Raw genomic sequence first — 22,021 nt, forward strand, 5'->3', positions numbered from 1 at the left:
CGCGTGCGCGCGGCGCGACCGCTGGTCCGGGGGAGGACGGATGCTCGCGTCGGCGGTGACGGCGCGGTACACGGGGCGCGTGTACGGACGGGCGGTCATTTCCTGGGTGGGGCTCTGCCTCCTGCTGTTGTCTCCCGCGTGTCTTCCGCGAGCCACCCGGCCCGCCGTGCCCGGAGGGCCGGAGGACCTGGCCCGCCAGTACCTGGAGGCCTGGGCGCGCAATGACCTCGCGGCCCAGCGCCAGGGGCTCCTCGACGCGCCCGCGGACTTCGACGCGCAGCACGCGCGCTGGAGACAGGACCTGGGCGTGGTGGCCTCCCGCTTCGCACCGCCCGAGCTGGAAGCCGACGATGGCACCACGGCGGTGGTGGCGTTTCGCGGCGTGCACACGCTGCGGGGACTGGGGGAGTGGGAGGTGGCGTCCCGGCTGCGCTTCGAGCGCCGGGGAAAGCGCTGGGGCCTGCGCTGGACGCCCCAGGTGTTCCACCCCGACGCACGGCCGGGAGACCGCTTCGCCCGGCTGAGGACCTGGGGGCCTCGCGAAGCGCTGCTCGACGCTCGGGGGACGCCGCTCACCGTGCCGGGAGAGGTCATCCGCGTCGGCGTGCTGCCGGGCCGGGTGAAGGACCGCGCCGCCGTGGCCACCGCGCTCCAGGCCCAGCTGGGCGTGGAGCCCACCAAGGTGCTCGCCGCGCTGAACGCCGCGAGCGCGCAGCCTGAGCAGTTCCTCGCGTTCATCGACGTGCGGCCGGAGCGCTACCAGCAGGTGCGCGCCGCGCTCGCGCCGGTGCCCGGCATCTTCTTCCGCAAGAAGACCGCGCGCCTCACCCCCTCGGAGGGCTTCGCCGCGCACACGCTGGGACGGGTGGGCGAGGTGACGGCGGAGGCGCTTCAGGCGCTGGGCCCGCTCTATCAGCCGGGGGATGTCGTGGGGCTGTCGGGCCTGGAGCGCGCACAGGAGCGGACGCTGGCTGGCCGGCCCTCGGGCGAGGTGCGGCTCCTGCGCCGCTCGGGCGACAGCGACGTGCTGCACCGCTTCGATGGCGAGCCGGGGCGGCCCGTGCGCACCACGTTGCGCATGGACGTGCAGGCGGCGGCGGAGGCGGCGCTCGCGGACATCTCCCGGCCCGCCGCGCTGGTCGCGGTGGACGCGGGGACGGGCGAGGTGCTGGCGGTGGCCAGCCGGCCGCTCGGGGAGGCGCTGCACCGGGCGCTGACGGGGCGCTACCCGCCGGGCTCCACGTTCAAGGTCGTGACCGCCGAGGCCCTGCTCGCGAGCGGCTTGAAGCCGGACTCCCGCGCCGACTGCCCGGTGGAGGTGACGGCCGGGCGCAAGCGCTTCCGCAACTTCGAGTCCGAGGTCCTGGGCACCACGACGCTGCGGCGCGTGTTCGCGCTGTCGTGCAACACGGCCTTCATCCAGCTCTCCGCGAGGCTGGCGCCGGGGGCCCTGGAGGACGCGGCCCGGCGCTTCGGCTTCGGGGTGGCCTACGACGTGGGACTGCCCTCGCCGGGCGCCACCTTCCCCGCGCCCCGAGACGACGCCGAGCGCGCGGCGGCCTCCATGGGACAGGGCCGCGTGCTGGCCACGCCGCTGCACATGGCCACGGTCGCGGCGGCGGTGGACTCGGGCGTCTGGCGCGCGCCGCGCCTGCTGGCGGACGCGGAGGCGGGCCCCGAGGCGCGGTTGAGTCCGGGGACAGCCGAGCCGCTCCGCGACCTGATGCGCGCGGTGGTGACGGAAGGAACGGCGAAGTCCGCCGCGAGCATCCCCGGCCTCCTGGGCAAGACGGGGACCGCCGAGTACGGCACCGCGGCGCCGCCCGAGACCCACGCCTGGTTCATCGGCGTGCGCGGCGGCGTGGGCTTCGCGGTGGTCGTGGAGGGCGGTGGCGTTGGCGGCCGCGTCGCTGTCCCGCTCGCGCTTCGCTTCCTCCAGGCACTCGACGCGGTGGCGGTGCGCTCCATCCGCGGGGGCGATGTCTAGCCACGGAGGCGGCCCTCCGAGCCCCACGCTCCTCCCACGCCCCGCCGGGTGGCCATCCCAGCGGGCGCGGCCCAGCTTCAGGGGATGGCCGGTGAATCCCTGAGCGGCCGGGCCGCTCGTGCCGGGGTGCTTCCCACGCGCCGTGGCGGCAAACAGCGGAGACCGTCACCGAAGCCGGCGGGGAAGTCCACGGGGCCCCCTGCCTGGAGCGAGCCGGCGGAGGCGCTGTGTGAGCGGCTGGGCACCACGCCCCAGGGCCTGTCGGAGGATGCGGCGCGGGCGCGCCTCGACTCCCTGGGCGCGAACACCGCGGAGGCGCGGCGCCGCCATCCGCTGGCCCTGGAGTTGTTGCAGCGGCTGGGCAACCCGCTGGTGCTCGTGCTGCTGGTGGCCTGCGGCGTGTCCGCCGTCGTCCATGACCTGACCAGCTCCGCCATCATCGCCGTCATCGTGTTGATCAGCGTGACGCTGGACTTCGTCCAGGAGCACCGCGCCAACAACGCGGCGGAGCGCCTCAGGAGCGCCGTGGCCCTTCGCGCCCGCGTGCTGCGGGATGGAGAGGAGCAGGAGCGGCCCGCCGTGGAGCTGGTCCCCGGGGACGTGGTCCTGCTCGCGGCCGGCAGCCTGGTCCCCGCGGACGCGCGCCTGCTGGAGTCGCGGGAGCTGTCCGTCAATGAAGCGCTGCTCACCGGCGAGCCCTATCCCATGGAGAAGGCGACGGGGCTGGCCGCCGCGGACGCGCCGCTCGCCGAGGTGGGCAACACCGTCTTCGCCGGCACGTCGGTGCTGGGAGGCACGGCCCGCGCGCTCGTCTTCGCCACCGGGGGCCGCACGGAGGTGGGGAGCATCGCCCGCGGGCTGGAAGAGCCCGTGGCCTCCACCGCCTTCGCTCGGGACACGCGCCGCTTCTCCGTGATGCTGATGCGGCTGACGGTCCTGATGGTCCTGTTCGTGCTCCTGGTGAACCTGGTCCTGGAGCGCCCGCTGCTGGAGTCCTTCCTCTTCGCGGTGGCGCTGGCGGTGGGCCTGACGCCGGAGCTGCTGCCCATGGTCGTGTCGGTGACGCTCGCTCGCGGCGCCCTGCGGCTCGCGGGGCAGGGCGTCATCGTCAAGCGCTTGAGCGCGGTGCACGACCTGGGCTGCATGGATGTCCTGTGCACCGACAAGACGGGCACGCTCACGGAGGCGAGGATCCGGATGGAGCGCGCCGAGGACGCCGCCGGCCACCCCAGCCCCCGCGTCCGGGGCTGGGCCTTCCTCAACAGCCACTTCGCGACGGGCCTGCGCAGCCCCATGGACGCGGCCATCCTCGACCAGCGGCTGGAGTGGACGGAGGGCTGGGACAAGCAGGACGAGCTGCCCTTCGACTTCGAGCGCCGCCGGGTGTCCGTGCTGCTTCAGAGGGGCGCCCGCCGCGTGCTGGTGGTGAAGGGCGCGCCGGAGGCCCTGCTGCGCCTCTGCGAGGCGCGCGAGGACGCGGACGGGGCGGTGCGCCCGCTGGACCCGGAGGCGCGCGAGGCCTTGCAGGCCCGCTCGGACGCCATGGGGGAAGAAGGCCTGCGGGTGCTGGGCATCGCCTGGCGTGATGAGCCCCCGCGGGCGGAGCCCCTGACCCTGGAGGACGAGGCGCGGCTCGTCTTCGCGGGCTTCGTCACCTTCCTGGATCCGCCCAAGCAGAGCGCGCGCCCGGCGCTGGACGCGCTCGCCCGGGAGGGCGTCGCCGTCAAGGTCGTGACCGGGGACAACGCGCGGGTGGCGGTGCACGTCTGTCAGCAGCTGGGGCTGGACGTGCGGGGCGTGCTCTCCGGCGCGGAGCTGGCGCTGCTGGACGACGAGGCCCTGAGCGCCCGGGCGCAGGACACCACCGTCTTCGCGCGCGCGTCCCCCGCGCAGAAGGGCCGCATCCTGCGCGCGCTGCGGCAGCGCGGCCACGTGGTGGGCTACCTGGGAGACGGCATCAACGACGCGCCGTCGTTGCACGAGGCGGACGTGGGCATCTCCGTCGAAGGCGCGGTGGATGTCGCGCGCGAGGCCGCGGCGCTGCTGATGCTGCGCCAGGAGCTGGGCGTCCTCCACAGCGGCGTGCTGGAGGGGCGGCGCACCTTCGGCAACGTCATGAAGTACATCCGGATGGGGACCAGCTCCAACTTCGGGAACATGCTGAGCATGGCCGTGGCGTCGCTGGCGCTGCCGTTCCTGCCCATGCTGCCCATCCAGATCCTCCTCAACAACATGCTGTACGACGTGTCGGAGCTGGCCATCCCGCTGGACACGGTGGACGCGGCTCAGCTGGCGCGGCCCACGCGCTGGGACCTGCGCTTCGTGCGCCTCTACATGGCGGTGTTCGGCACGCTCAGCTCGCTCTTCGACGCGGCCACGTTCGTGGTGCTGCTGCACGGCTTCCGGGCGGGCGCGCCGCTCTTCCAGACCAGCTGGTTCATGGAGTCCCTGACCACGCAGGTGCTGGTCATCTTCATCATCCGCACCCGGGGCGGACCGGGACGCGCGCCCCCTTCACGCGTCCTGCTGCTGTCGTCGCTGGGCATGGTGCTGGTGGCCAACGCGCTGCCCTTCACGCCCGTGGGGCACTACTTCGGCTTCGTGCGGCCGCCGCCCTCCGTGCTGCTGTCGCTGGGCGTGTTGGTGGCGCTCTACCTGGGCTGCGCGGCGTGGCTCAACCGCTGGTTCTTCCGGCACTTCGACACCTCGTGACCCGGCCCGGCGGGGCCGCCGAACGCGGCGTGGCGGACACCCGTCCCGCCCGGGTGTCCTGTAGCGGGCGCGCGGCCTCCCGGGGCGGTGGGCCGCGCCGGTGAGCAGGGACTATCGCCCTCGGAAGCGGCCCCCGACGCCATGCGAGGGGCTGGAAACGGGGGCAGGGTGCACGGGCATCACGGGCATCACGATGGACGCTGGGGCGCCTCGCGGGACCAGTTCGCGCACGCCTTCGTGAGCGGGCTGGTCCGCCACCGCCGTGCCATCCTGGGCATCGCGGCGCTGATGTCCGTCGTGGGCGTGGCCCTGACGGTGTCCCTCTACGGCGATCTGCGCAGCGAGGTGGAGGAGCTGCTGCCCTCCACCGCCCCCAGCGTGGTGTCGGCCCGCGTCCTCGGTCCCCGGCTGTACGACGTCAACCACCTGTCCGTCGTGCTGGAGGGGGACGACCCCGCCGCCTTGAGGCGCTTCGCGGATGCCTTCGCGGCCCGGGTGCGCGCGCTGCCGCCCACGCTGGTGCGCGAGGTGGAGTACCGCTCGGACGCGGAGCTGGATTACGTGCGCCGCTTCGGCCTCTTCTACCTGTCCGTCGAACAGCTCCAGACGCTCATCCAGCGCGTGCGGGCCCGGCTCGATTGGGAGAAGCGCCATGCGAACCCCTTCGTGGTGGACCTGCTGGGCAACGACACGCCTCCCTCGCTGGACCTCCCCGCGCTGGCGGGCGCGGCGGGCGGAGGGGCGCTCGCGTCCGTGGAGCGCTTCAAGAACGGCTACTTCCAGAGCGCGGACGGCAAGCGGGTGGTGTTGCTCATCCGGCCGCCGGAGGCCACCACCGGGTATGCCTTCAACCACGCCCTGCTGGAGCGGGTGAGGGCGGAGGCCCAGGCCCTGTCCGCGGGGTTCCCCGGGGCTCCGTCGCGCATCGGCTACGACGGCGAGGTCGCCACGATGACGGAGGAGCAGGCGTCGCTGCGGCAGGACCTGGTGGTGTCCGGCATGTTGGTGCTGGGGGGCGTGTCGCTGGTGCTGTGGCTGTACTTCCGGAGGTGGCGGGCCATCGCCGCGCTCGTCGGCTCGCTGGCCGTGGGGTGCGCCGTCACGTTCGGCCTGGCGAAGCTGCTCATCGGCTACCTCAACGCGAACACGGCGTTCCTGGGCTCCATCGTCGTGGGCAATGGCATCAACGCGGCCATCATCTTCATGGCCCGCTACCTGGAAGAGCGCCGCGACGGGCTGTCCGTGGACGACGCCCTGCCCCTGGCCTGGAGCCGCACCCTGGAGCCCACCTTCGTGGCGTCCTTCGCCGCGGGGTTGGCGTACCTGTCGCTGATGGTGACGCGCTTCCGGGGGTTCAACCAGTTCGGCATCATTGGCGGGCTGGGGATGGCGCTGTGCTGGGCGGCGACCTATGTGCTGCTGCCGCCGCTGCTCGTCACGCTGGAGGGCCAGCGGCCCATGGACTTCACCGGCGTGCGGGGCGCGGCCCGGTTGACGGAGACGCTGGCCCGGCTCGTCGAGCGACACCGGCGGTGGGTGCGAGGCGTCGCGCTGGCGCTGCTCCTGGGCTCGATGGGCGCCATCGCGACCTACCGGGGCCCGCTGGTGGAGGCGGACTTCAACAAGCTCCGCGCCCGCGACAGCCAGAAGAACGGATCCATCTACTGGGGCCAGCAGGTGGACGCGGTCTTCCAGACCTACCTCACGCCCATCGCCATCGTCGCGGACACTCCGGCGGACCTCCAGCGCGTCGTCGGGGCGCTGGACGCGCGGCAGCGGGCGCTGGGCACCGGTGCCCCCGTGGGCGAGGTGCGCACCGCGAGCACGCTGATGCCCCAGGATCCCCAGGCGAAGCTGCCGCTGCTGCGAGAGCTGCGCCGGCTGCTGCCGGATGACAAGGTGGCGCGGCTGCCTCCCGCGGACCGCGATGAAGCCAGCCGCTTCCTGCCGCCCGTGGACGCGAGGCCCCCCACGTGGGAGGACCTGCCCGCGACGATTCGTCAGCCGCTCACCGAACGGGACGGCACGGTGGGGCGCATCGCGTTCGCCTATCCGAAGCGCGTGGGCGCCATCGATGCGACGTACGGCACCCAGCTGACGGAGCTCATCCGCGGCGCCATCCAGGACGCGGGAGGCCACGCGCTGGCGACGGGGCGTCCGCTGCTCATCTCCGACATCAACCAGTCCATCCTGCGCGACGGGCCCCGGGCCACGCTGCTCGCGTTCGCCGCGGTGACGCTGCTGGTGCTCGTGGTGGTGCGGCGGCCGGCGTATTCCGTGGCGGTGCTGGTGGGCCTGCTCCTGGGCGTGGCGTGGCTGATTGGGCTGGCCGCGGCGCTGCGGCTGCGGCTCAACTTCCTCAACTTCGTGGTGCTGCCCATCACCTTCGGCATCGGCGTGGACTACGCGGCGAACCTGGTGCTGCGCTACCGGCAGGAGGGCCCGGGGTCGTTCATCCGGGTGATGGACGATACGGGGGGCGCGGTGGCGCTGTGCTCCTCCACGACCATCATCGGCTACGCGTCGCTCATCTTCTCCAACAACCAGGCCCTCGCGGGCTTCGGCCTGCTGGCGACCCTGGGCGAGGTGGCCTGTCTTTCCGCGGGGTTGCTCGCGCTGCCCGCGTTCTTCTTCGTCCCCTCCACTCCCCCCGGGCAATCGCCGCGCGCCCGGGACGTAGAGCCGCTCATGAGCGGAGAGATTGAATGACCTGGAGCCCCCTGCGCCTCGTGTCCGTGGCCGCGGTCGTCCTGTTGTCCGTGCCCGCGTTGGCGGGCGCCCCGAACCGGCAGCAAGCGCTGGACCGGCTGGTGACGCAGTACCACCAGCTGCGCCAGTTCAACGGCGCGGTGCTGGTCGCGGACGAGAAGGGGGTCATCCTGAAGAAGGGCTATGGCTCCGCCAACTTCGAATGGAACGTGCCCAACACGCCGGACACGAAGTTCCGCCTCGCCTCCATCACGAAGCAGTTCACCGCGACGGTCATCCTCCAGCTGGTCGCGGAGGGGAAGCTGAAGCTCGACGACACGCTGTCCTCGGCGCTGCCTGACTACCGCAAGGACACGGGCTCGCGCGTCACCATCACCCACCTGCTCAACCACACCTCCGGCATCCCCAGCTACACGTCCGCGCCCGACTTCTTCGCGAAGGTGTCGCGCAACCCCTACGCCGTCGCGGACTTCGTGAAGCAGTTCGCCAGTGGGGACCTGCAGTTCGAGCCCGGCTCGAAGTTCGCCTACAACAACTCCGGCTACTACCTGCTGGGCGCCATCATCGAGCGCGTCACCGGCAAGACGTACGCGCAGGCGGTGCAGGAGCGCATCTTCACCCCGCTGGGCATGAAGGACTCTGGCTTCGACGTGTCCGCGACGGTGCTCCCGAAGCGGGCCAGCGGCTATGAAGTGGCGCCGGACGGCTACGTCAACGCGGCCTACCTGGACATGTCCCTGCCCTACGCCGCCGGGTCGCTGTATTCGACGGTGGAGGACATGTACCGCTGGGACCGCGCGCTCTACGGCGACACGCTGCTGCCGGCGGAACTCAAGCAGAAGATGTTCACGCCGGGCCTGGAGCACTACGGCTTCGGCTGGACGATGGATGCGCTGAAGCTGGACGACGGGAAGACGGAGCTGGCCACCATCGGGCACAGCGGCGGCATCAACGGGTTCAGCACCCGCATCTTCCGCGTGGCGGCGGGCCGGGAGGTGGTCATCCTCCTGGTTCATCACCTTTCCTAACTACGCGATTTTACTTCGTGAAACCCCTCGTCGTGGTTGTACCCGTTCCAACAGAAGTAACACCACCGGACGCGCGCTCCGCCGCCAGCCGCTCCTGCTCCCGCGCGTACTTCCGCACCGTCTCCAAGTCCTCGCTGGGCATCGTCCGCCCGCGAATGCTCGCGATGTAGCCTTGCGTGGTGCTCAGGTGCTTGTGCCGCATCAGCACGCAAACCTTTCGGTCCAGCATCCCGGAGTTCGCAAGCTCCGTCCCGTAGGTGTGGCGGAAGACATGCCACGCGGCGCCGCTGCGCTCGCCCTTAATGCGCGTCGGGAAGTCGTCCGGCGCCACCGCGCGGCACCGCACCATCAGCCCGGCCAGCTCCTCTTGGAAGTACGGGAAGAGGAAGCGCGCCCGCGTCACCCCGCGCGGCACCTTGCCCGAGCGCATGGCGTCGCGCGCGGCCTGCCGAAGGTAGCGCGCCGTCTCCTCATCCAGCGTGAACGTGGCCTTGCTGGTGTCCGTCTTCAGCTCTTGCAACTTGGAACTCCATGGCATGCGCTGCCTTTCGACGAACACCGTGTCAGCGCTCCAGTTGATATGGCGCGGCTCCAACCCCAGCGCCTCCGAGAGACGCAAGCCGTGGCGCCGCTGCATCGAAAGGAACGCACGCGCCCGCGCATCCGGCATCGCCGCGAGCAATGCAGGATAGGTGACGTAGGGCTCCGCAAGACCGCGCGGCGGTACCGTCAGCGTCGGCAGCGGGTCGAAGTGCGCCACGGGGTTGAGTAGCAGCGGCCACCGCATCTGCTGGCCCAGCGTATAGACGCGCTGGATGTGCTTGCGCGCCTGATTAGCCGTGGTGGGCTGCACCTCGCGCCGGTCAACCCGCCCTCCCAGCCACTCCGCGATGTCGCCGCCCGTGGGACGCGGCGGCAGTGCCGCCACCGCCATCCGCAAGTGGTGCCGGATGTTCTTCCGCGTCCCCTTCCCCTGGTGCGCCAGGATGACCTCCTCGTACCACTTCACCAGCACCGCCAGCGTCGGCGCTCCACCCAGCTCCAGCGCTGCCTGCGCTCCCTGCTTCGTTGCCTTCTTGCTGCCCATCAGGGCCACCAAAAGCGAGAGGCCCCGCCCCGCGTGTTACGAGCACGCGGAGGGAGCCTCCCAGGACATGAGGCGCGCACGCTTAGCGGGCGCCGCCACCTCAAGCCGTCGTCGTCTTAGCACTCCCCGGGGCCTCGTAAACCCTGGAAAGTGCGGCCCCGGGCGCTACCCCGTGAGCGGCATTGCATTGCTGGTGTCAAGCCTCGCTCGCTTGGGCGCCGACCGTCAACCAGAGCCCCACACTAAGGGGCTGGTCTGACACCTAGCAGGTGGCGTGCCCGGCGCCGCCGCCTAGTACTCCAGGACACTTGCGGCGCCGAACGCGGCGCCAACAGTCCCACTCTGCGACACAGCGTCCAGGCTGGTGGATACGTCGGCGCCGCACGGTAGGGTCCGCGCTCCATGACTACCCAGAAAGCCGCCCGCTGGCGGCGCCACCTCGCTCCCATCCTCGCGGCCTTGAGCCTGGGATGCGCCACCATCGCCATGGACACCGAGACGGACTGCATCCAGCGTCACCCGGGCTGGCCCGAGGCGTGCGGCCTGACGGCAGCGGAGGCGACCGCAGTCCTCGCCGCTGGCGTCGGCGCCACCGGCACGCACGGCAACTCCAACGCGGATGACTACGTTGACGACCCGAGGTTGCCCGGGTGGAAAAACCAGTGCCTGCGCAACTGGAACGCCTGCGCGGACGGTAAGCTCGGTGGGCCCTGCACCGACTGTCTACGGCGATGCGAGGGACAACACGAATGGCCCGTTGATTTGTGCGGTCCGAAGCGGAGGCGCTAGATGTCCACCAACCCCAACTGGGATGCCATCCGCGACCTGTCGCGGCGCGTGCTCCGGGAGGGCGCCCCACTCGTCGTCACCGACGACGTGCGCGCACTCCTGCTCCAGACTGCCGTTGAGGTGGCCGTTGCCGACGCCGCCGCAGCGCTCAAGACGGACGCCGGAGCCCTTGCACTCCTACGCGAGTGCGCTCGCCGCATCACAGACGGCTCCAACCGGCTCATGGATGCACTGCACCGGATGTGGCGCCACCAGCGCCAAGGTGACTTCGACAGTGCGCGCCAGGAAATGCGCGATGTGCTCGCCGTCGAAGTCGTGCCCTTCTATCGCCTGACGGCTCAGGGGCAGCTCGACGACATGGCCGACGAGCCGTGACGCAAGACGGCCCGGCGCCACCCCAAGGTGCGGCGCCGGGCCGAGCCGCCCCGCAACCCGGGTAGGCAAGTCAACATCGCCACGGGACGACGACGCCCACCTACCCGGGCGGCGCCGCGCCGTCACTCCCCCACGGGAGGGATGGACAGCGGCGCCGCCACCGCGCACGCCGCCTCCACGCGCGCGGACAACTGCGCATCCAGGTACGCCGCCGTAGTGCGCGCCGCGTCCCGGGCCGCCGTGAGGCCCACACAGGCCGCAGGACCGCTCGGAGGCATCCCGCCCGTAGTGGCGCACCCAGTGAGCACCCAGGCCAGCCACAGGGCAGCCAGGGCCCTCCTACGACGATGCCGCGGAGTCACCGGACCACCAGCGCCGCGAAGCACAGTCCCACCGCCAACCCCACCGCCACCGCATCCCAGTCCCGGTCCGTCCAGCGGTTCGGGTTGCTGGGCAGCCGCACGGCCCGCAGCAGCACGGCGGGCTGCTCGCAGTAGCGCGGCCCGTGGACCACCTCCGGCGAGGTGCCGCCGCAGATGCACCCCACCGTGTTTCGCTCGGGGCGGGGTCCTTCGCCTGGTTGTTTTTCGCTCTCCATGTCTTCACCTCGGGGGACTTCGGGGGCTACATCAACTCCAGGCCCAAGCGCCTGAAGATGGGCAGGTTGACGGCCTCCGCCTTGACCGCCGCCGTCGTGGACGCCGGGGCCACGGGGAGCTGGTGCGCCGCAGCGTCAATCTGGATGCTCGCGCCCAACAGCTTGCCCAGCGACAGGCCCACGCCCGACACAGCGGGCATCGGTTGCGGGGGCAGCGTCGCCGCCGTCGCCGCGACCTCCAGCGCCTTGCGCTGCGCGTCCGTCGTCGCGCTCGGCACAAAGCCCGTGCTGACGACGGCGATGCCGTTGGCCTGCGCCTGGAGCGCGGACTGCACGGGAGGCAGGTCCGGCTTGCTGGTGAGCGCCACGGGCGTGACCGTCACCTCCATGGCTCCCGCTGTCGGGAGCGTGGGCGCGGGCACATCCGGGATGGCGCTGCGACCGCTCCACCACCACGCCGCCGCGCCCGCCAGCACGGCGGCGCCGCAGCCCAGGTACACCATCGTCGTCGTCTTCACGCCGCCTCCGTCTTGAGCACGCGCTGCGCGCGGTCGAAGTACATCACCCTGTTGTCCAACCCGTTCGTCCCGCCGTTGATGGCGCGTGTCACCCCGACGAAATCCGCCACGTCCGCCAGCGCGTTCAGGTGGCGTGACTGCCAGTACCAACCCGCGACGCGGAAGCCGTGCGCGGGCAGCGCCGCCAGCTCCGGCTTGTCCTCCAGCGGCAGCCCCAACGCGGCGCCAGCGGCGCGGTAGTTCGCGCGGCCGGTGAGCTGGATGGGGCCGCGCCCCTTGTAGCGGCGCCCGTCGCCCGGCTGCGTGTTGCCCAGGTCCTTCCGCCCCTCGTAGGCATCGCCCGTCGCCAGCTCCTCCCAGTACCGCAGCTCTCCGCTCTCATGCGCGAGCTGGGCCAGGAACGCCGCGACGCGCGCCACCGTCGTCACCTCCGCCTCGCGCATGGCCGCCAGCAGCGGCCCCAGGTACGACGCCGCCACCGAGGGCGTCAGGCGCGGCATGACGGCGCAGAGCTGGTCCACGGTGAGCGGCGCCGCCGCAGCGCCGCCGCGCATCGCCCACGCGCCCAGGCCCACCAGCGCGGCACCACCCAGCAGCACCCCGCTACCCGGCATCGCGCACCACCCCGAGCGGCGCCGCGTCGCGCGCCTCCAGCTTGTCCACGCGGGCCTCCAGCGTGTCCATGCGCGCCTCCAGGGGCGCCACCTCGGACGCCACCACCGGCCGCAGCGCCAGCGCCACCAGCTCCACCAGCCGCTTAACGCCCATGGCGCGGGCAGCGACGTAGGCCCCCAGCGCGGCGCCAGCACCGCTCATCACCACGTTGACGACTTCGGGCACGTCCACCACGTTGCCTCCTAGCGCCGCACGTAGGGCGCGAGCATTGCGAGCACCACCACCACGACAGCCGCACCGGCCGCCACCTTGGCGCCCGTGCTCCAGGCCATCGGGTTGACGACGGTCTGCACCTCCTCTTTCGTCGCCGCGAGCGTGTTTTCGACCACTGCGAACAGCGAGCCGTTGACGGCCTCCTGCGTGTAGAGCGTCGCCGCCGACGCAAGGTCCCGGCCCAGTTCCAGGAAGCGCGACACGCTGAACGTGCTGCCGTCCGCGCGACGCCCGGCCTCAGCTTCGCGGCGCCGCGTGGTGGCCCACGCCTGCACCTGGGGCTCCATGTCCTCGGCCGCCTTCGCCGCCGCCAACTCGGCGCCCGTGACGAGCGCGCCAAACCATCCGTCCGCCTTGGCCCTGATGTCCCGCGCCTTGCTGAGCGCATTGCCCTGAAGGCGCCGCACCTCATCCACTGCCGCGTCCATCTTCGCGCGGTCCGCATCCGTGACGGCCATCAGCGCACCCCGTACATGACGACCTCGGCAGGGTCGCCCAACACGTTGACGTTGGAGCCGGGCGCGGGCTGGACGGACAACGCCACGTATCGCCAGCGCTCCGGCACCACGGCGCGCGTGACCGTGGACACCGCCGCGACACCCTCACCCACGTAGATGGACGCGGCGGTGCCATTCGCCGGGCCCAACGGCCCCACCGCGACCTCAGCCACCTGCCAGTCCGACTTGGCCGGGGAGTTCGGCACGTAGGCGAAGCGCATCGCGCCGTCGTAGTCGCAGCGCGTGAGGTGGTGCAGCCGCAACATCAGCCCCGTGCCCTCCTCGACCGCCAGCTCTCGGAGCGACACCAACACCGCAACCGCTCGGTACGACGACACATCCCAGGTGTGCAGCGCGCGGCGGTCCGTCACCGTGCCCTGACGGTCCGGCAGGTAGTAACGGCGTCCGTCCACCCACGTCGTATCCCAGAGGTCCGTCCGCATCAGCTCGGTCCAGCCGGTGAGCGGCGGCGCCGCCGCCACCGCCCCCGCGTCCGACGCGAGCAGCAGCCGCCAGCGCGAGCCGGGCAACACGCCCTCGACGCGCAGCGAGCGCCACGGGCCGGGCGCGACGAAAGCAGGGTACGGCAGCACAAACGCGCGCCCGTTGTCGCCGTCCGGCACGATGCGCACCGGATAGGAGGCGCCATCGCCCAGCGGCTCCAGGTACACGCCCGCTCCCGGGCCCGCTTGCAGATACCCTTCCGTTGCGCGGGCGCTCGGCTCGCGCTGCGCAGTCACGTCCACCGTGTTGACGCGCTCGTACCGCGACAGCAGGTCTCGCGTGTTCACTTGAAGAGGCTCCCGAGCAGGTCCTTGCCGAGGTCCACGAGCGCACCCTTGCCCGCGTTGACCAACTGGTTCGTGACGCCCTGGAGCATGCCGGGCACCTGATAGCTGCTCCCCGCCGCCACTGGCGCCGCGCTCGGTGCCGCAGGTGTCGCCACCGGCCGCGTGAGCACGTAGGCCGCCGTGCCCGCGAGCGCGAGCACCACGACACTCCCAAACAGCACCGCCGCCGTCGTCCCGTTCATCGCGTCCCTCTTAGAAAATCGAACCGAACAGCTTCCCGACCTTCTTCACGCCGCTGGCCACCAACGACACCGGCTTGTTGAGCAGGGAGCCCTTAAGGGTCGGGTCCAGTTGACGCGTGACGTTGGAGATGGCCTGCGCTGCGTCCTCGCCAAACACCTTGCCGACCACCCACTTGCTGCCCTCGCCCACCGCTTTGACCTGCGCGCCAATGAGCACGCCGACCGGCCCGAACGCAGCGCCCGCGCCCGCGACTTGCCCCAGCGTCTGGGCCCATCCCTCGCTCACTCCGAGCTGACCGGCCACAAGCTGCGTGCTCTTGCCGACGATGACGCCCGCGCCAACACCGAAGCCGCCGATGCCCGCGCGCGCGACGTCGGCCGCGCCCTCGCCGCCCACCACCTGCGCTACGTCGCCCATCGCGTTGAGCATGTTGATGCCGAGCGCGACGACGTTGGCTCCGGAGAGTCCGCCCTGCACCGCGCCCGCGATGTTGCTCAGGCTGGGCACCTTGAAGGATGCGCCGGATTCCGCGGTGCCCCCCGCGACGGGCGCCACGCCCACCGACACACCGGCCGCCGCTGCCCGCGCCGCCAGCTCCGCATCCAGACGGCGCCGCCGCACCACCACCACCGCACCCGCAGCGAGCGCACACGCGCCCGTCGTCACTGCCACCGCGACAGCCGCCTTGCTCACGCTCGCCACCTCACGCGGGGGTTGCCCGGCGCGACCATCCGCGCCGGGCTTGCTGCACCACTACTTGCGCAGCACGGTACGGCTGGCCTCCAGCACCGGGGACGTGCGCTGCCCCCAGCCGCGCGGCGACTGCACGGCACCGGGCACCGTGCCCGCCAGCTCGCGCCGCACCTTCTCGGCCGCGAGGTATTCGCGCGCCGCCTCGTGCAGCTCGACGCGCGCCTTGGCCCGCGCCGCCGCTGCCAGCGGGAAGTACACGCGCACGCTCTCGCCCGGCATGCAGGTGCGCCCCGGGTAGCGGTCAAACTCGCTGTCCTGCTCGTCAAGCAGCGCGTACGGCAACGCGAACTTGATGTTGTCCGGCGTCTCGATGCCCAGCATCACCGGCAGCGACACGGCGCTGATGCGCTTGCCCTTGGCGGCGGCGAAGTAGGCCACGTCGCGGTCAACCTCCGCGTCCGTCATCACCTCCACCACGAGCTGGCCATACTGTCCCGTCGCGAGCGTCTTGGTGTCCTGCTCCAGCGTCGGCGTGCCGGTGGGCCAGTCCGCGAGCCGCTGACCGGGGAGCAGCAGATGCAGGATGGTTTCGGCGTCGAACGTCTGGTTTTCCGCCCAGTAGTTCGGCGTGTCGAGCCACTTGGTGATGACTTCATTGACGCCAACCTTGCTGAACAGCTCCAGGCCATCGATGCGCAGAGACACGTCCGTCAGCGCCGACGCCGCATGCGCCGCGCTGCGCTCCACGAGGTAGAGCGGCAGCCCCGGCACGAAGTTGGCTACCTTGTTCGCCTCGACGAACTCATTCCAGGTCGGAACGGGCGTCACGCGGTCGTACTTCGACGTGAACTCGTCCGGAATCAGCTCCAGGGTCATCGCGCCCGTCAGCGTGAAGCCGCTCGGCAGCGTGGGGGCGTTGCGCCGCAGGTCCACGGTGATGGACTCCGCCTGCGTGGGACCGATGCCCCACAGGCTGTCCGTCGCGGGGTCCTTGTAGACGCCGCACAGGTGGATGCGCTGATACCACTGCACGGTGGTCGCGGTACTGCCGATGGAGCGCGCGAGGCCCGTGGTCGAGTCCGCCCAGCCCTCCAACTCGCTGCCCATCATCTGGCGCACGAGGATGCGCTCGCGACCGAAGCTCACGTTGCTACGCGGCTTGTGCTGGCCGTCCGCGCCCCAGCGGAGCGTGTGGTCCACGACCGTGGACAAGAACGTCTGCCGCTCCGGCTCCGTGAGCGCGCGAGCGGTGCCGCTGTTGGTGAGCTGCGCAGTCACCTTGAGCCGCATCGCCGTTGCGTTGCAGCCCTTGCTCACGCGGAACTCGCCCGCCTTGATGGGCACCGTTCCGGGGCCCGCGAGCACGTAGGTATTCAGCTTCTTGAACGCCACGACTGACCGCCTTGTTGATGTTGGTTGGACAGGCGAGGCGCCGCGTTGGCGCCCCACCTGGAAGGACTAGAAGCCCAGCAGCTTGACCGTCTCCTCCTTGGCGAACTTGTGCGCCACGGCGAGGACGACAATGGTGGCGACGACGCACGTCCCCACGCTGATGACCTTGCTCATTTCCGTTTCCCCTTCGCGGGCTCCGGGCCCGCGTCATCGCGCCAGTGCTTGTGTTCGCCGCGTGCGAGGCGCGCGACCGCCACGGCAAAGTCATCCCCCGCAAGGTCCGCTAGGGCCTTGAGGTCATCCGGGTTGTCTTGGCGCCCGCTGTTGAGCTGGGTTGCCTGTGTGCGCGCCGTCTTGGGTATCTGGGTCAACCTCTGCGCCACGAGCACCACCGGCACCGCCGAGTGCCGCGACTGACACGCCAGCTCCTCCAGCGCCTCTATGGCGTAGCGGCCCCACTGCCCAACCTCGTCGGCCAAAAACACCAGCTCGCCCACGTCGAGCACGTCATCCACGAGCGCCGCGAAGTCCTCCCCCTTGTCGCGCTGACTGCCCTCCGGCACCACCGCGAGCGCGAGGCCGTCCTCTTCCAGCACGTCCAGGTTGTCCGCCAGCTCCACCAGCGTCATGCGCTGCGTGAGCGGGCCCAGCCGCACCTGCCCGGAGTCGCGACCGTGCTTCGAGTATTCGTCGTGGGGGTCAAACGCGAGCACGCGCTGTCCCGCCGCCATCGCAGCCGCCAGCATCGCCTTGGCCCGGGTGGACTTGCCGGTGCCGCGCTTGCCCACGCACAGCACCACGTCTTCCGGCCGGAGGATGACGCCGCGCCCGCCGCTCACGCCGTCGTCGGCGCGCTCGTCTTGCGCCGCTCCAGCACCTCGGACAGCCTCTCAAGACCATGCGCCGCAGCAGGCGGACCGAAGACGCTGAGCACCACGAGGCCCGCGAACGCCTCCGGCGTGTTGGCCTCGCTCGGGATGTACTTGGCGGCGAGCGGCGCCAGCGCCTCCACCAGCGCGTCCGATTTGGTGGTGGTGATGGTCTTGCCGCAGACCTCCACCTCCACGGGAGCGCTGTCGAGCGAATAGCGCGTGCCTTGCAGCAGCACCGCCGCCAGCGTCACGAGCTTGATGACCATGGGCCGCATTGCATCCGTGGCCGCGTCGCTGGGCCACGCGGGGCCGCGCGACGTGGCTTGCTTCACGGGCGCGGCGACGACGGCGGACGGCGCCGCGTCAGGGGTCGCTGCGCTCGGCTCGCCCTTCTTCGCCCCGTGCGCCTTGTCGAGCGCGTCCGCCGCAGCCTGGAGGGCCGCGAGGTCGCCCGCCTTGGCCAGCTTCGCCGCGCGCCGCTGGAGGGAGCGCGCCGCGACGCCACGCGCCGCCGCCTCCGGGGACTTCGGGCGCGGGCGGCGCCCTCGCGTGGTCGCGGCCTCGGCCGGCGCATCCTCGCGCGGCGCGGGCGTCTCGTCGGTGTGAGGTTGCGTGCTGGTGGTGGCGTCCATGGTCGGGCTCGGCTGTGCGTGGTGGAGGTCGGACTACTTGCCCAGCTTGGAGCGCAGCTCCACCGCGCGGGCCTCCAACTCGGCCAGCTCCACGTACTCATTCACGTTGGAGTGGTCGGCCTTCGCGCGGGCCGTCACGGTGCGCGCCTCCTCGATGCGCTGCGCCCTGGTCGCCTCCGCGTCCTGCGCTCGCACCTCCTCCTCCTGCTTGCGCTCCTCCGCCTCGCGCTTGTGACGCCGGAACGCTTCGCGTGCCGTCTCCATGGGGTGTCCTCACTGTGTGCCGTAGGTGGTGCAGATGGCGGCCAGTCCCCCCGGGCACTCGGCCACGTCGCCCGGTCCGCAGAGCGGGCGCGTTGGGGTCGCGGACTGGCCGCCATCAACGCGACAACGTGTCTCACGGTGGCGCCGCTATTGGAGCTGGACGTGTTCGCTCACCGCTCCGCAGGGTGCGCACCGTTATGCAGGATTCTCATGCTCACAACCGTTGTCATAGACTGCGTGCATGCCCCGCAGCCCCCGCTTTCCGACCTCGCGCCGCACGCGTCCGCGCCCGGCGCTGGCTGGCGACCTTCCGCCGCCGCCGCGCAACTGGACCACCGTCAAGGACACCGCCGACCGCTGCACGGTGAGCCTCGCGACCGCCTATCGCTGGTGTGAGCGCGGTCAGGTTGTCTGCCGCCGCGTCGGTTCGAGTTGGCGCGTGCGGCTCGCGTCCGATGGGTTCCCCCTCTTCACCGCCGAGGCTGTTTGATGACCACCGCCGCCCTGTACTTGAGAGTCAGCACCGACAAGCAGACCGTGGACAACCAGCGCGCGCCGTTGCTCGCGCTCGCGGAGGCGCGGGGTTGGACGCCCCGCATCTACGAGGAGACGGGTTCCGCCGTGAAGGCGCGGCCCGTGTTTGACTCGCTCATGGCCGACGCCAAGGCGGGCCGCGTGCGCGCCGTGGTGGTGGTGGCGCTGGACCGGCTGGGGCGCTCCATGTCCGGCGTCATCGCCACCGTGCGCGAGCTGGACCGCGTTGGGTGCGTGGTGGTGTCGCTGCGCGAGTCCTGGCTGGACACGGGCGGGCCCGCACGAGACCTGCTGCTCGCCGTGTTCGGATGGGTCGCACAGGAGGAGCGCCGCATCCTGGTGGAGCGCACCATCGCCGGGCAGGACCGCGCCCGTCGCCAGGGCACCCGCAGCGGCAAGGCCATCGGCAGGCCCCGGGCCAGCTCCATCATGTTGGGCGCGGGCGCGAGGTGGGTGGCAGAGGGGAGGAGCATCCGCGCCGCCGCCAAGCTGGCCGGGGTGGGGGAGGCGACGCTACGCCGCCACCTGGAGGCCCTGGATGCGCGCCAGGACGAAGATGGGGGCGGGGCAGCCCAGTAGGCCACCCCGCCCCCATCCGTGCGTCAAAACCCCCGTCACCAGGACAGCGCCAGCGGCCACCAGGATTCAGGGGTTTAGCTCGCCGTCCCGTCCCGCGCCGCTAACGGTCGTTTTTGGCGCGGGCCCGTCTCAGTAACCGCGCGAGCTGGACCACCAGCTCCCCAACGACTGCCCCAGCAGCCAAGGCCAGCACGGAGCGCTCCAGGTCGGACAGCCGCGCCCCCAGCTCCAGCAGCGCGTTCATCCCGTCACCCCCGGCTCGTCAACCTGGAGCACGTCCGCCGCGTCCAGCCAGGGGACATCACCGCCCCGGCTCGAATCCGCGGTGCCCGGTGGCAGAGCTAGGAGCGCCTGACTCCCCTCGCGCTCCAGGCCCTGGACGATGGCCACGAGGGCGGCCCGCTGCTCGGGGTCCACGAGCACGCCACCCTTGGCCAGCTTGTCCAGCTTGTCCAGCTTGCGCAGCTCGGCGCGCACTGCGCTTGCCGCCAGCTCCGCAGCCGCGCGCCATGGACGCTGAGCGAACACGCCGCGCACCAGCTTCATCGCGCCACCCGCCGCAGCAACGCCAGCGTGCGGCGTGTCCGCTCAGCCGCCCACCAGCGGCGCCCGGCCGCGCCGTGGTCCACACACCACCAGCGACCGCCGACGCAGTGCACGCCACGATGCGAGCACGAGCGCCCCACGATGCCATGCGAGCACGTTGGCATCATCGGTCGCACTCCTCGCACACGTCGCCCATGGGGCAGCTCAAGCCCTTGCGGTGCGTCGCCGCCAACGCGAGGTCATCACGCGCACTGCCCAGCCGCCGCAGCGCCCCTACGGCGACAGCCGCCTGCGCGTTGCGCGCCCCCAGCGTCGCCGTCAGGTCGGCCACCTCGGCGCGGGCCTGCTCCAGGTCCGCCGTGAGCTGGTCGCGGTCTGTCTCCAACTCCGCCGTCCGGCGCTGGCTCGCGTCGCGCTCTTCGGTCAACTCCAGCGCGCGGGCCTCCGCCGCGTCCCGCTCAAGCCGGGCTGTATGGCCCGCCTCCGCCGCCGCGCTGGCCTGCATCGTCGCGGCATCCCTGGCGGCCTCGCATCGCACCAGCTCGCCGCGCACTTCCGCGACCCGCGCGGACGCAGCCCCATCACGACGCTTCGCCTCGGCGGTCCACCAGATGACCTCCTCTCTCGCGGTCTCCAGGTTCGCGTCGTGGCGCTCGAACCTTGCCCGCATCACCGCGAGTTCATCCGCGAGCCGCGACGACTCCCGCCGCGCCTGCTCCGCCTCGCGGTGCGCACGCGACACGTCCGTCATGGCCTGGGCCGTGAGCGCAACCAGCGCCATCACGCGGTCACCATCGCGGCGTGACAGCCCCGACTGCGCGTACTCCACGCACGAGCACTCCAGGCAACTCCCCAGTCCCCGCGAGTGCCAGCCGCGTTCGTGCCCGCACCCACACTGCCCCGTCACGAGCGCTTCCGCCTCGGAAGACTCGGAAGGGCCCTCGCTCCGCTCGGGGACGCACGACAACTGCTCCGACACATCCAGCACGCCACCAGCGAGCGAAGCCACCAGCTCCGCATGCTCCGGACTCTCCCCGGCAGCGAGCACCCGGCACTCGTCCAACAGCCGGTGAGCAACCAACAACCGCGCTACGACGCGACCGACAACACTCCGCTTCCCAGCAGTACATCCCGTGGTGTTACCCATTGGACAACACGTCGCGCGGGGACAAGGTGAAGGAGCTGGCGGCCGGGCTGTTCAGCGTCCTCCACGGCCTCTCGCCCCGGGCGCCCCGTCCGAGCATCCAGGAGGCCCTGAGCGCGACGCTGGACACCGTGCCCATCGCGCGGACCCTCGCGACGTACCGCGAGCTGAAGGCCACGAAGCCGGACGCGTATGACTTCTCCGAAGGGCAGCTCAACAGCCTGGGGTACAAGCTGCTGCGCTCCGGGCGCATGACGGACGCCATCGAGGTGTTCAAGCTCAACGTGGAGATGTTCCCCGCCGAGGGCAACGTCTACGACAGCCTGGGGGAGGCCTACCTCGCCCACGGCGACAAGGACCTGGCGCGGGTGAGCTACCGCAAGGCCCTGGAGCTGACCCCCACCAACGCGGGCGCGGCGTCCGTCCTCAAACAGCTGGAGCCCCAGTCAGGGGCCCCCGCGTCGAAGGCCACGCCCTAGTCCTTCCAGATGTGAGCGAATGCGGTCCGTTCCCGGGGCGTTCCGCCCTGGGAGTTCAACGCGTTGCTCACAAGGGGTGGCTGGATGAAGCTCTATTTCAATCCGCGGAGCCGGGCGGTGATCGCCAAGTGGATGCTCGATGAGGCGGGGGTCGAGTACGAAATCATCCCCATCGACCTGCGGAAGCACGAGCACAAGACGCCGGAGTTCCTGAAGGTCAACCCCGCCGGAAAGCTGCCCGCGCTGGTGGACGGAGACACCCGCGTCTTCGAGAACGCGGCCCTCTGTCTCTACGTGGCGGACCGCTATCCCCAGGCCCGGCTCGCGCCGGCAATCGATGCGCCGGAGCGCGGGCGATACCTGTCGCTGATGGTGTACTCGACGTCGCAGCTGGAGCCGTCGGCGGCCGACCACATGACGAAGACCGCGACGCTCCCGCAGCGCGGCTGGACGGAGTACCCGCTGGCGCTGGACGCGATGGAGCGCGAGCTGGGCAACGGGCCCTATCTCTTCGGCGACTGGTTCACCGCCGCGGACGTGATGATTGGCTCCATCTTCATCTACCAGCGCATGCTGGGGGCCCGGACGGACCGGCCCGTACTGGATGCCTACGTGGACCGGCTGATGGCCCGTCCCAAGGGCATGAAGCTGGGCTGAGGCTCAC

General features: G+C 71.4%; 25 protein-coding genes and 1 pseudogene. 9 read left to right on the forward strand and 17 right to left on the reverse strand.

The window, feature by feature from the left end; translation table 11 throughout:
* Window positions 1–40 precede the first annotated feature (40 nt).
* The 4 genes and pseudogenes from GTY96_RS11640 to GTY96_RS11655 all read left to right on the forward strand — a co-directional run.
* Window positions 41–1,987: a penicillin-binding transpeptidase domain-containing protein gene (locus GTY96_RS11640; protein ID WP_161664736.1), complete on the forward strand. Its 1,947-nt coding sequence runs from the start codon at window positions 41–43 to the stop codon at window positions 1,985–1,987.
* Window positions 1,988–2,071: 84 nt separating this feature from the next.
* A complete protein-coding gene (gene mgtA / locus GTY96_RS11645) occupies window positions 2,072–4,699 on the forward strand; it encodes a magnesium-translocating P-type ATPase (protein ID WP_161664737.1) in 2,628 nt (875 codons plus the stop codon).
* 168 nt (window positions 4,700–4,867) lie between these two features.
* The gene (locus GTY96_RS11650; RefSeq protein ID WP_161664738.1) at window positions 4,868–7,408 is read left to right on the forward strand and encodes an efflux RND transporter permease subunit; all 2,541 of its coding nucleotides are present in this window, start codon (window positions 4,868–4,870) and stop codon (window positions 7,406–7,408) included.
* A pseudogene (locus GTY96_RS11655) lies at window positions 7,405–8,418 on the forward strand (serine hydrolase domain-containing protein); the annotation flags it as partial. The gene GTY96_RS11650 and the pseudogene GTY96_RS11655, both read left to right, overlap by 4 nt.
* A gap of 28 nt (window positions 8,419–8,446) precedes the next feature.
* Here the strand turns inward: GTY96_RS11655 and GTY96_RS11660 are convergent.
* Entirely contained in the window at window positions 8,447–9,523 is a 1,077-nt protein-coding gene (locus tag GTY96_RS11660) for a tyrosine-type recombinase/integrase (protein ID WP_161664739.1), read from the reverse strand.
* A gap of 789 nt (window positions 9,524–10,312) precedes the next feature.
* Here GTY96_RS11660 and GTY96_RS11665 point away from each other — a divergent pair.
* On the forward strand, window positions 10,313–10,687 hold the full coding sequence (locus GTY96_RS11665; protein ID WP_161664740.1) for a DUSAM domain-containing protein: 375 nt from the start codon (window positions 10,313–10,315) through the stop codon (window positions 10,685–10,687).
* A gap of 122 nt (window positions 10,688–10,809) precedes the next feature.
* Here GTY96_RS11665 and GTY96_RS38220 read toward each other — a convergent pair whose 3' ends face one another.
* The 13 genes from GTY96_RS38220 to GTY96_RS11725 form a co-directional block, all read right to left on the reverse strand.
* Window positions 10,810–10,938 carry a hypothetical protein gene (locus GTY96_RS38220; RefSeq protein WP_268903939.1) on the reverse strand — a complete coding sequence of 43 codons (129 nt, stop codon included), beginning with the start codon at window positions 10,936–10,938 and terminating at the stop codon, window positions 10,810–10,812.
* Window positions 10,939–11,045: 107 nt separating this feature from the next.
* Entirely contained in the window at window positions 11,046–11,234 is a 189-nt protein-coding gene (locus GTY96_RS11670; protein WP_161664741.1) for a hypothetical protein, read from the reverse strand.
* A gap of 77 nt (window positions 11,235–11,311) precedes the next feature.
* A complete protein-coding gene (locus GTY96_RS11675; protein ID WP_161664742.1) occupies window positions 11,312–11,803 on the reverse strand; it encodes a hypothetical protein in 492 nt (163 codons plus the stop codon).
* Window positions 11,800–12,417, reverse strand: a complete 618-nt coding sequence (locus GTY96_RS11680; protein ID WP_161664743.1) for a glycoside hydrolase family 19 protein — start codon at window positions 12,415–12,417, stop codon at window positions 11,800–11,802. Before GTY96_RS11680 ends, GTY96_RS11675 begins: the two co-directional genes overlap by 4 nt.
* Window positions 12,407–12,649, reverse strand: a complete 243-nt coding sequence (locus tag GTY96_RS11685; protein ID WP_161664744.1) for a hypothetical protein — start codon at window positions 12,647–12,649, stop codon at window positions 12,407–12,409. Before GTY96_RS11685 ends, GTY96_RS11680 begins: the two co-directional genes overlap by 11 nt.
* A gap of 11 nt (window positions 12,650–12,660) precedes the next feature.
* A complete protein-coding gene (locus tag GTY96_RS11690; RefSeq protein ID WP_161664745.1) occupies window positions 12,661–13,149 on the reverse strand; it encodes a hypothetical protein in 489 nt (162 codons plus the stop codon).
* On the reverse strand, window positions 13,149–13,979 hold the full coding sequence (locus GTY96_RS11695) for a hypothetical protein (protein WP_161664746.1): 831 nt from the start codon (window positions 13,977–13,979) through the stop codon (window positions 13,149–13,151). Before GTY96_RS11695 ends, GTY96_RS11690 begins: the two co-directional genes overlap by 1 nt.
* Window positions 13,976–14,221, reverse strand: coding sequence for a hypothetical protein (locus GTY96_RS11700; protein ID WP_161664747.1), 246 nt, complete (start codon window positions 14,219–14,221; stop codon window positions 13,976–13,978). The genes GTY96_RS11695 and GTY96_RS11700 overlap by 4 nt, the downstream gene beginning before the upstream one ends.
* Window positions 14,222–14,231: 10 nt before the next feature.
* Window positions 14,232–14,915, reverse strand: a complete 684-nt coding sequence (locus GTY96_RS11705) for a hypothetical protein (RefSeq protein ID WP_161664748.1) — start codon at window positions 14,913–14,915, stop codon at window positions 14,232–14,234.
* A gap of 60 nt (window positions 14,916–14,975) precedes the next feature.
* The gene (locus GTY96_RS11710) at window positions 14,976–16,307 is read right to left on the reverse strand and encodes a hypothetical protein (RefSeq protein WP_161664749.1); all 1,332 of its coding nucleotides are present in this window, start codon (window positions 16,305–16,307) and stop codon (window positions 14,976–14,978) included.
* 170 nt (window positions 16,308–16,477) lie between these two features.
* On the reverse strand, window positions 16,478–17,146 hold the full coding sequence (locus tag GTY96_RS11715; protein WP_161664750.1) for a helicase HerA domain-containing protein: 669 nt from the start codon (window positions 17,144–17,146) through the stop codon (window positions 16,478–16,480).
* Window positions 17,143–17,811: a hypothetical protein gene (locus GTY96_RS11720; RefSeq protein ID WP_161664751.1), complete on the reverse strand. Its 669-nt coding sequence runs from the start codon at window positions 17,809–17,811 to the stop codon at window positions 17,143–17,145. The genes GTY96_RS11715 and GTY96_RS11720 overlap by 4 nt, the downstream gene beginning before the upstream one ends.
* 33 nt (window positions 17,812–17,844) lie before the next feature.
* Window positions 17,845–18,075, reverse strand: coding sequence for a hypothetical protein (locus GTY96_RS11725; protein ID WP_161664752.1), 231 nt, complete (start codon window positions 18,073–18,075; stop codon window positions 17,845–17,847).
* 241 nt (window positions 18,076–18,316) lie between these two features.
* On the opposite strand from GTY96_RS11725, the gene GTY96_RS11730 reads away from it, so the two are divergent.
* Entirely contained in the window at window positions 18,317–18,565 is a 249-nt protein-coding gene (locus GTY96_RS11730) for a helix-turn-helix domain-containing protein (protein ID WP_161664753.1), read from the forward strand.
* Window positions 18,565–19,188 carry a recombinase family protein gene (locus GTY96_RS11735; protein WP_161664754.1) on the forward strand — a complete coding sequence of 208 codons (624 nt, stop codon included), beginning with the start codon at window positions 18,565–18,567 and terminating at the stop codon, window positions 19,186–19,188. The genes GTY96_RS11730 and GTY96_RS11735 overlap by 1 nt, the downstream gene beginning before the upstream one ends.
* A 100-nt stretch (window positions 19,189–19,288) precedes the next feature.
* Here the strand turns inward: GTY96_RS11735 and GTY96_RS11740 are convergent, their stop codons facing one another.
* From GTY96_RS11740 to GTY96_RS11750, 3 genes are all read right to left on the reverse strand, one after another.
* Complete coding sequence (locus GTY96_RS11740) at window positions 19,289–19,432, reverse strand: hypothetical protein (RefSeq protein WP_161664755.1); 144 nt, start codon at window positions 19,430–19,432, stop codon at window positions 19,289–19,291.
* A complete protein-coding gene (locus tag GTY96_RS11745; RefSeq protein ID WP_161664756.1) occupies window positions 19,429–19,734 on the reverse strand; it encodes a hypothetical protein in 306 nt (101 codons plus the stop codon). The genes GTY96_RS11740 and GTY96_RS11745 overlap by 4 nt, the downstream gene beginning before the upstream one ends.
* Window positions 19,735–19,897: 163 nt before the next feature.
* Complete coding sequence (locus tag GTY96_RS11750; RefSeq protein WP_201756019.1) at window positions 19,898–20,782, reverse strand: hypothetical protein; 885 nt, start codon at window positions 20,780–20,782, stop codon at window positions 19,898–19,900.
* A 98-nt stretch (window positions 20,783–20,880) separates the two neighbouring features.
* Between GTY96_RS11750 and GTY96_RS37170 the strand changes: the two genes are divergently transcribed.
* Both GTY96_RS37170 and GTY96_RS11760 read left to right on the forward strand, forming a co-directional pair.
* Complete coding sequence (locus GTY96_RS37170; RefSeq protein WP_201756020.1) at window positions 20,881–21,357, forward strand: tetratricopeptide repeat protein; 477 nt, start codon at window positions 20,881–20,883, stop codon at window positions 21,355–21,357.
* Between the two features lie 84 nt (window positions 21,358–21,441).
* Window positions 21,442–22,014, forward strand: a complete 573-nt coding sequence (locus tag GTY96_RS11760; protein WP_143906552.1) for a glutathione S-transferase family protein — start codon at window positions 21,442–21,444, stop codon at window positions 22,012–22,014.
* Window positions 22,015–22,021 lie beyond the last annotated feature (7 nt).

The organism is Corallococcus silvisoli (genome assembly GCF_009909145.1).
GTDB lineage: Bacteria > Myxococcota > Myxococcia > Myxococcales > Myxococcaceae > Corallococcus > Corallococcus silvisoli.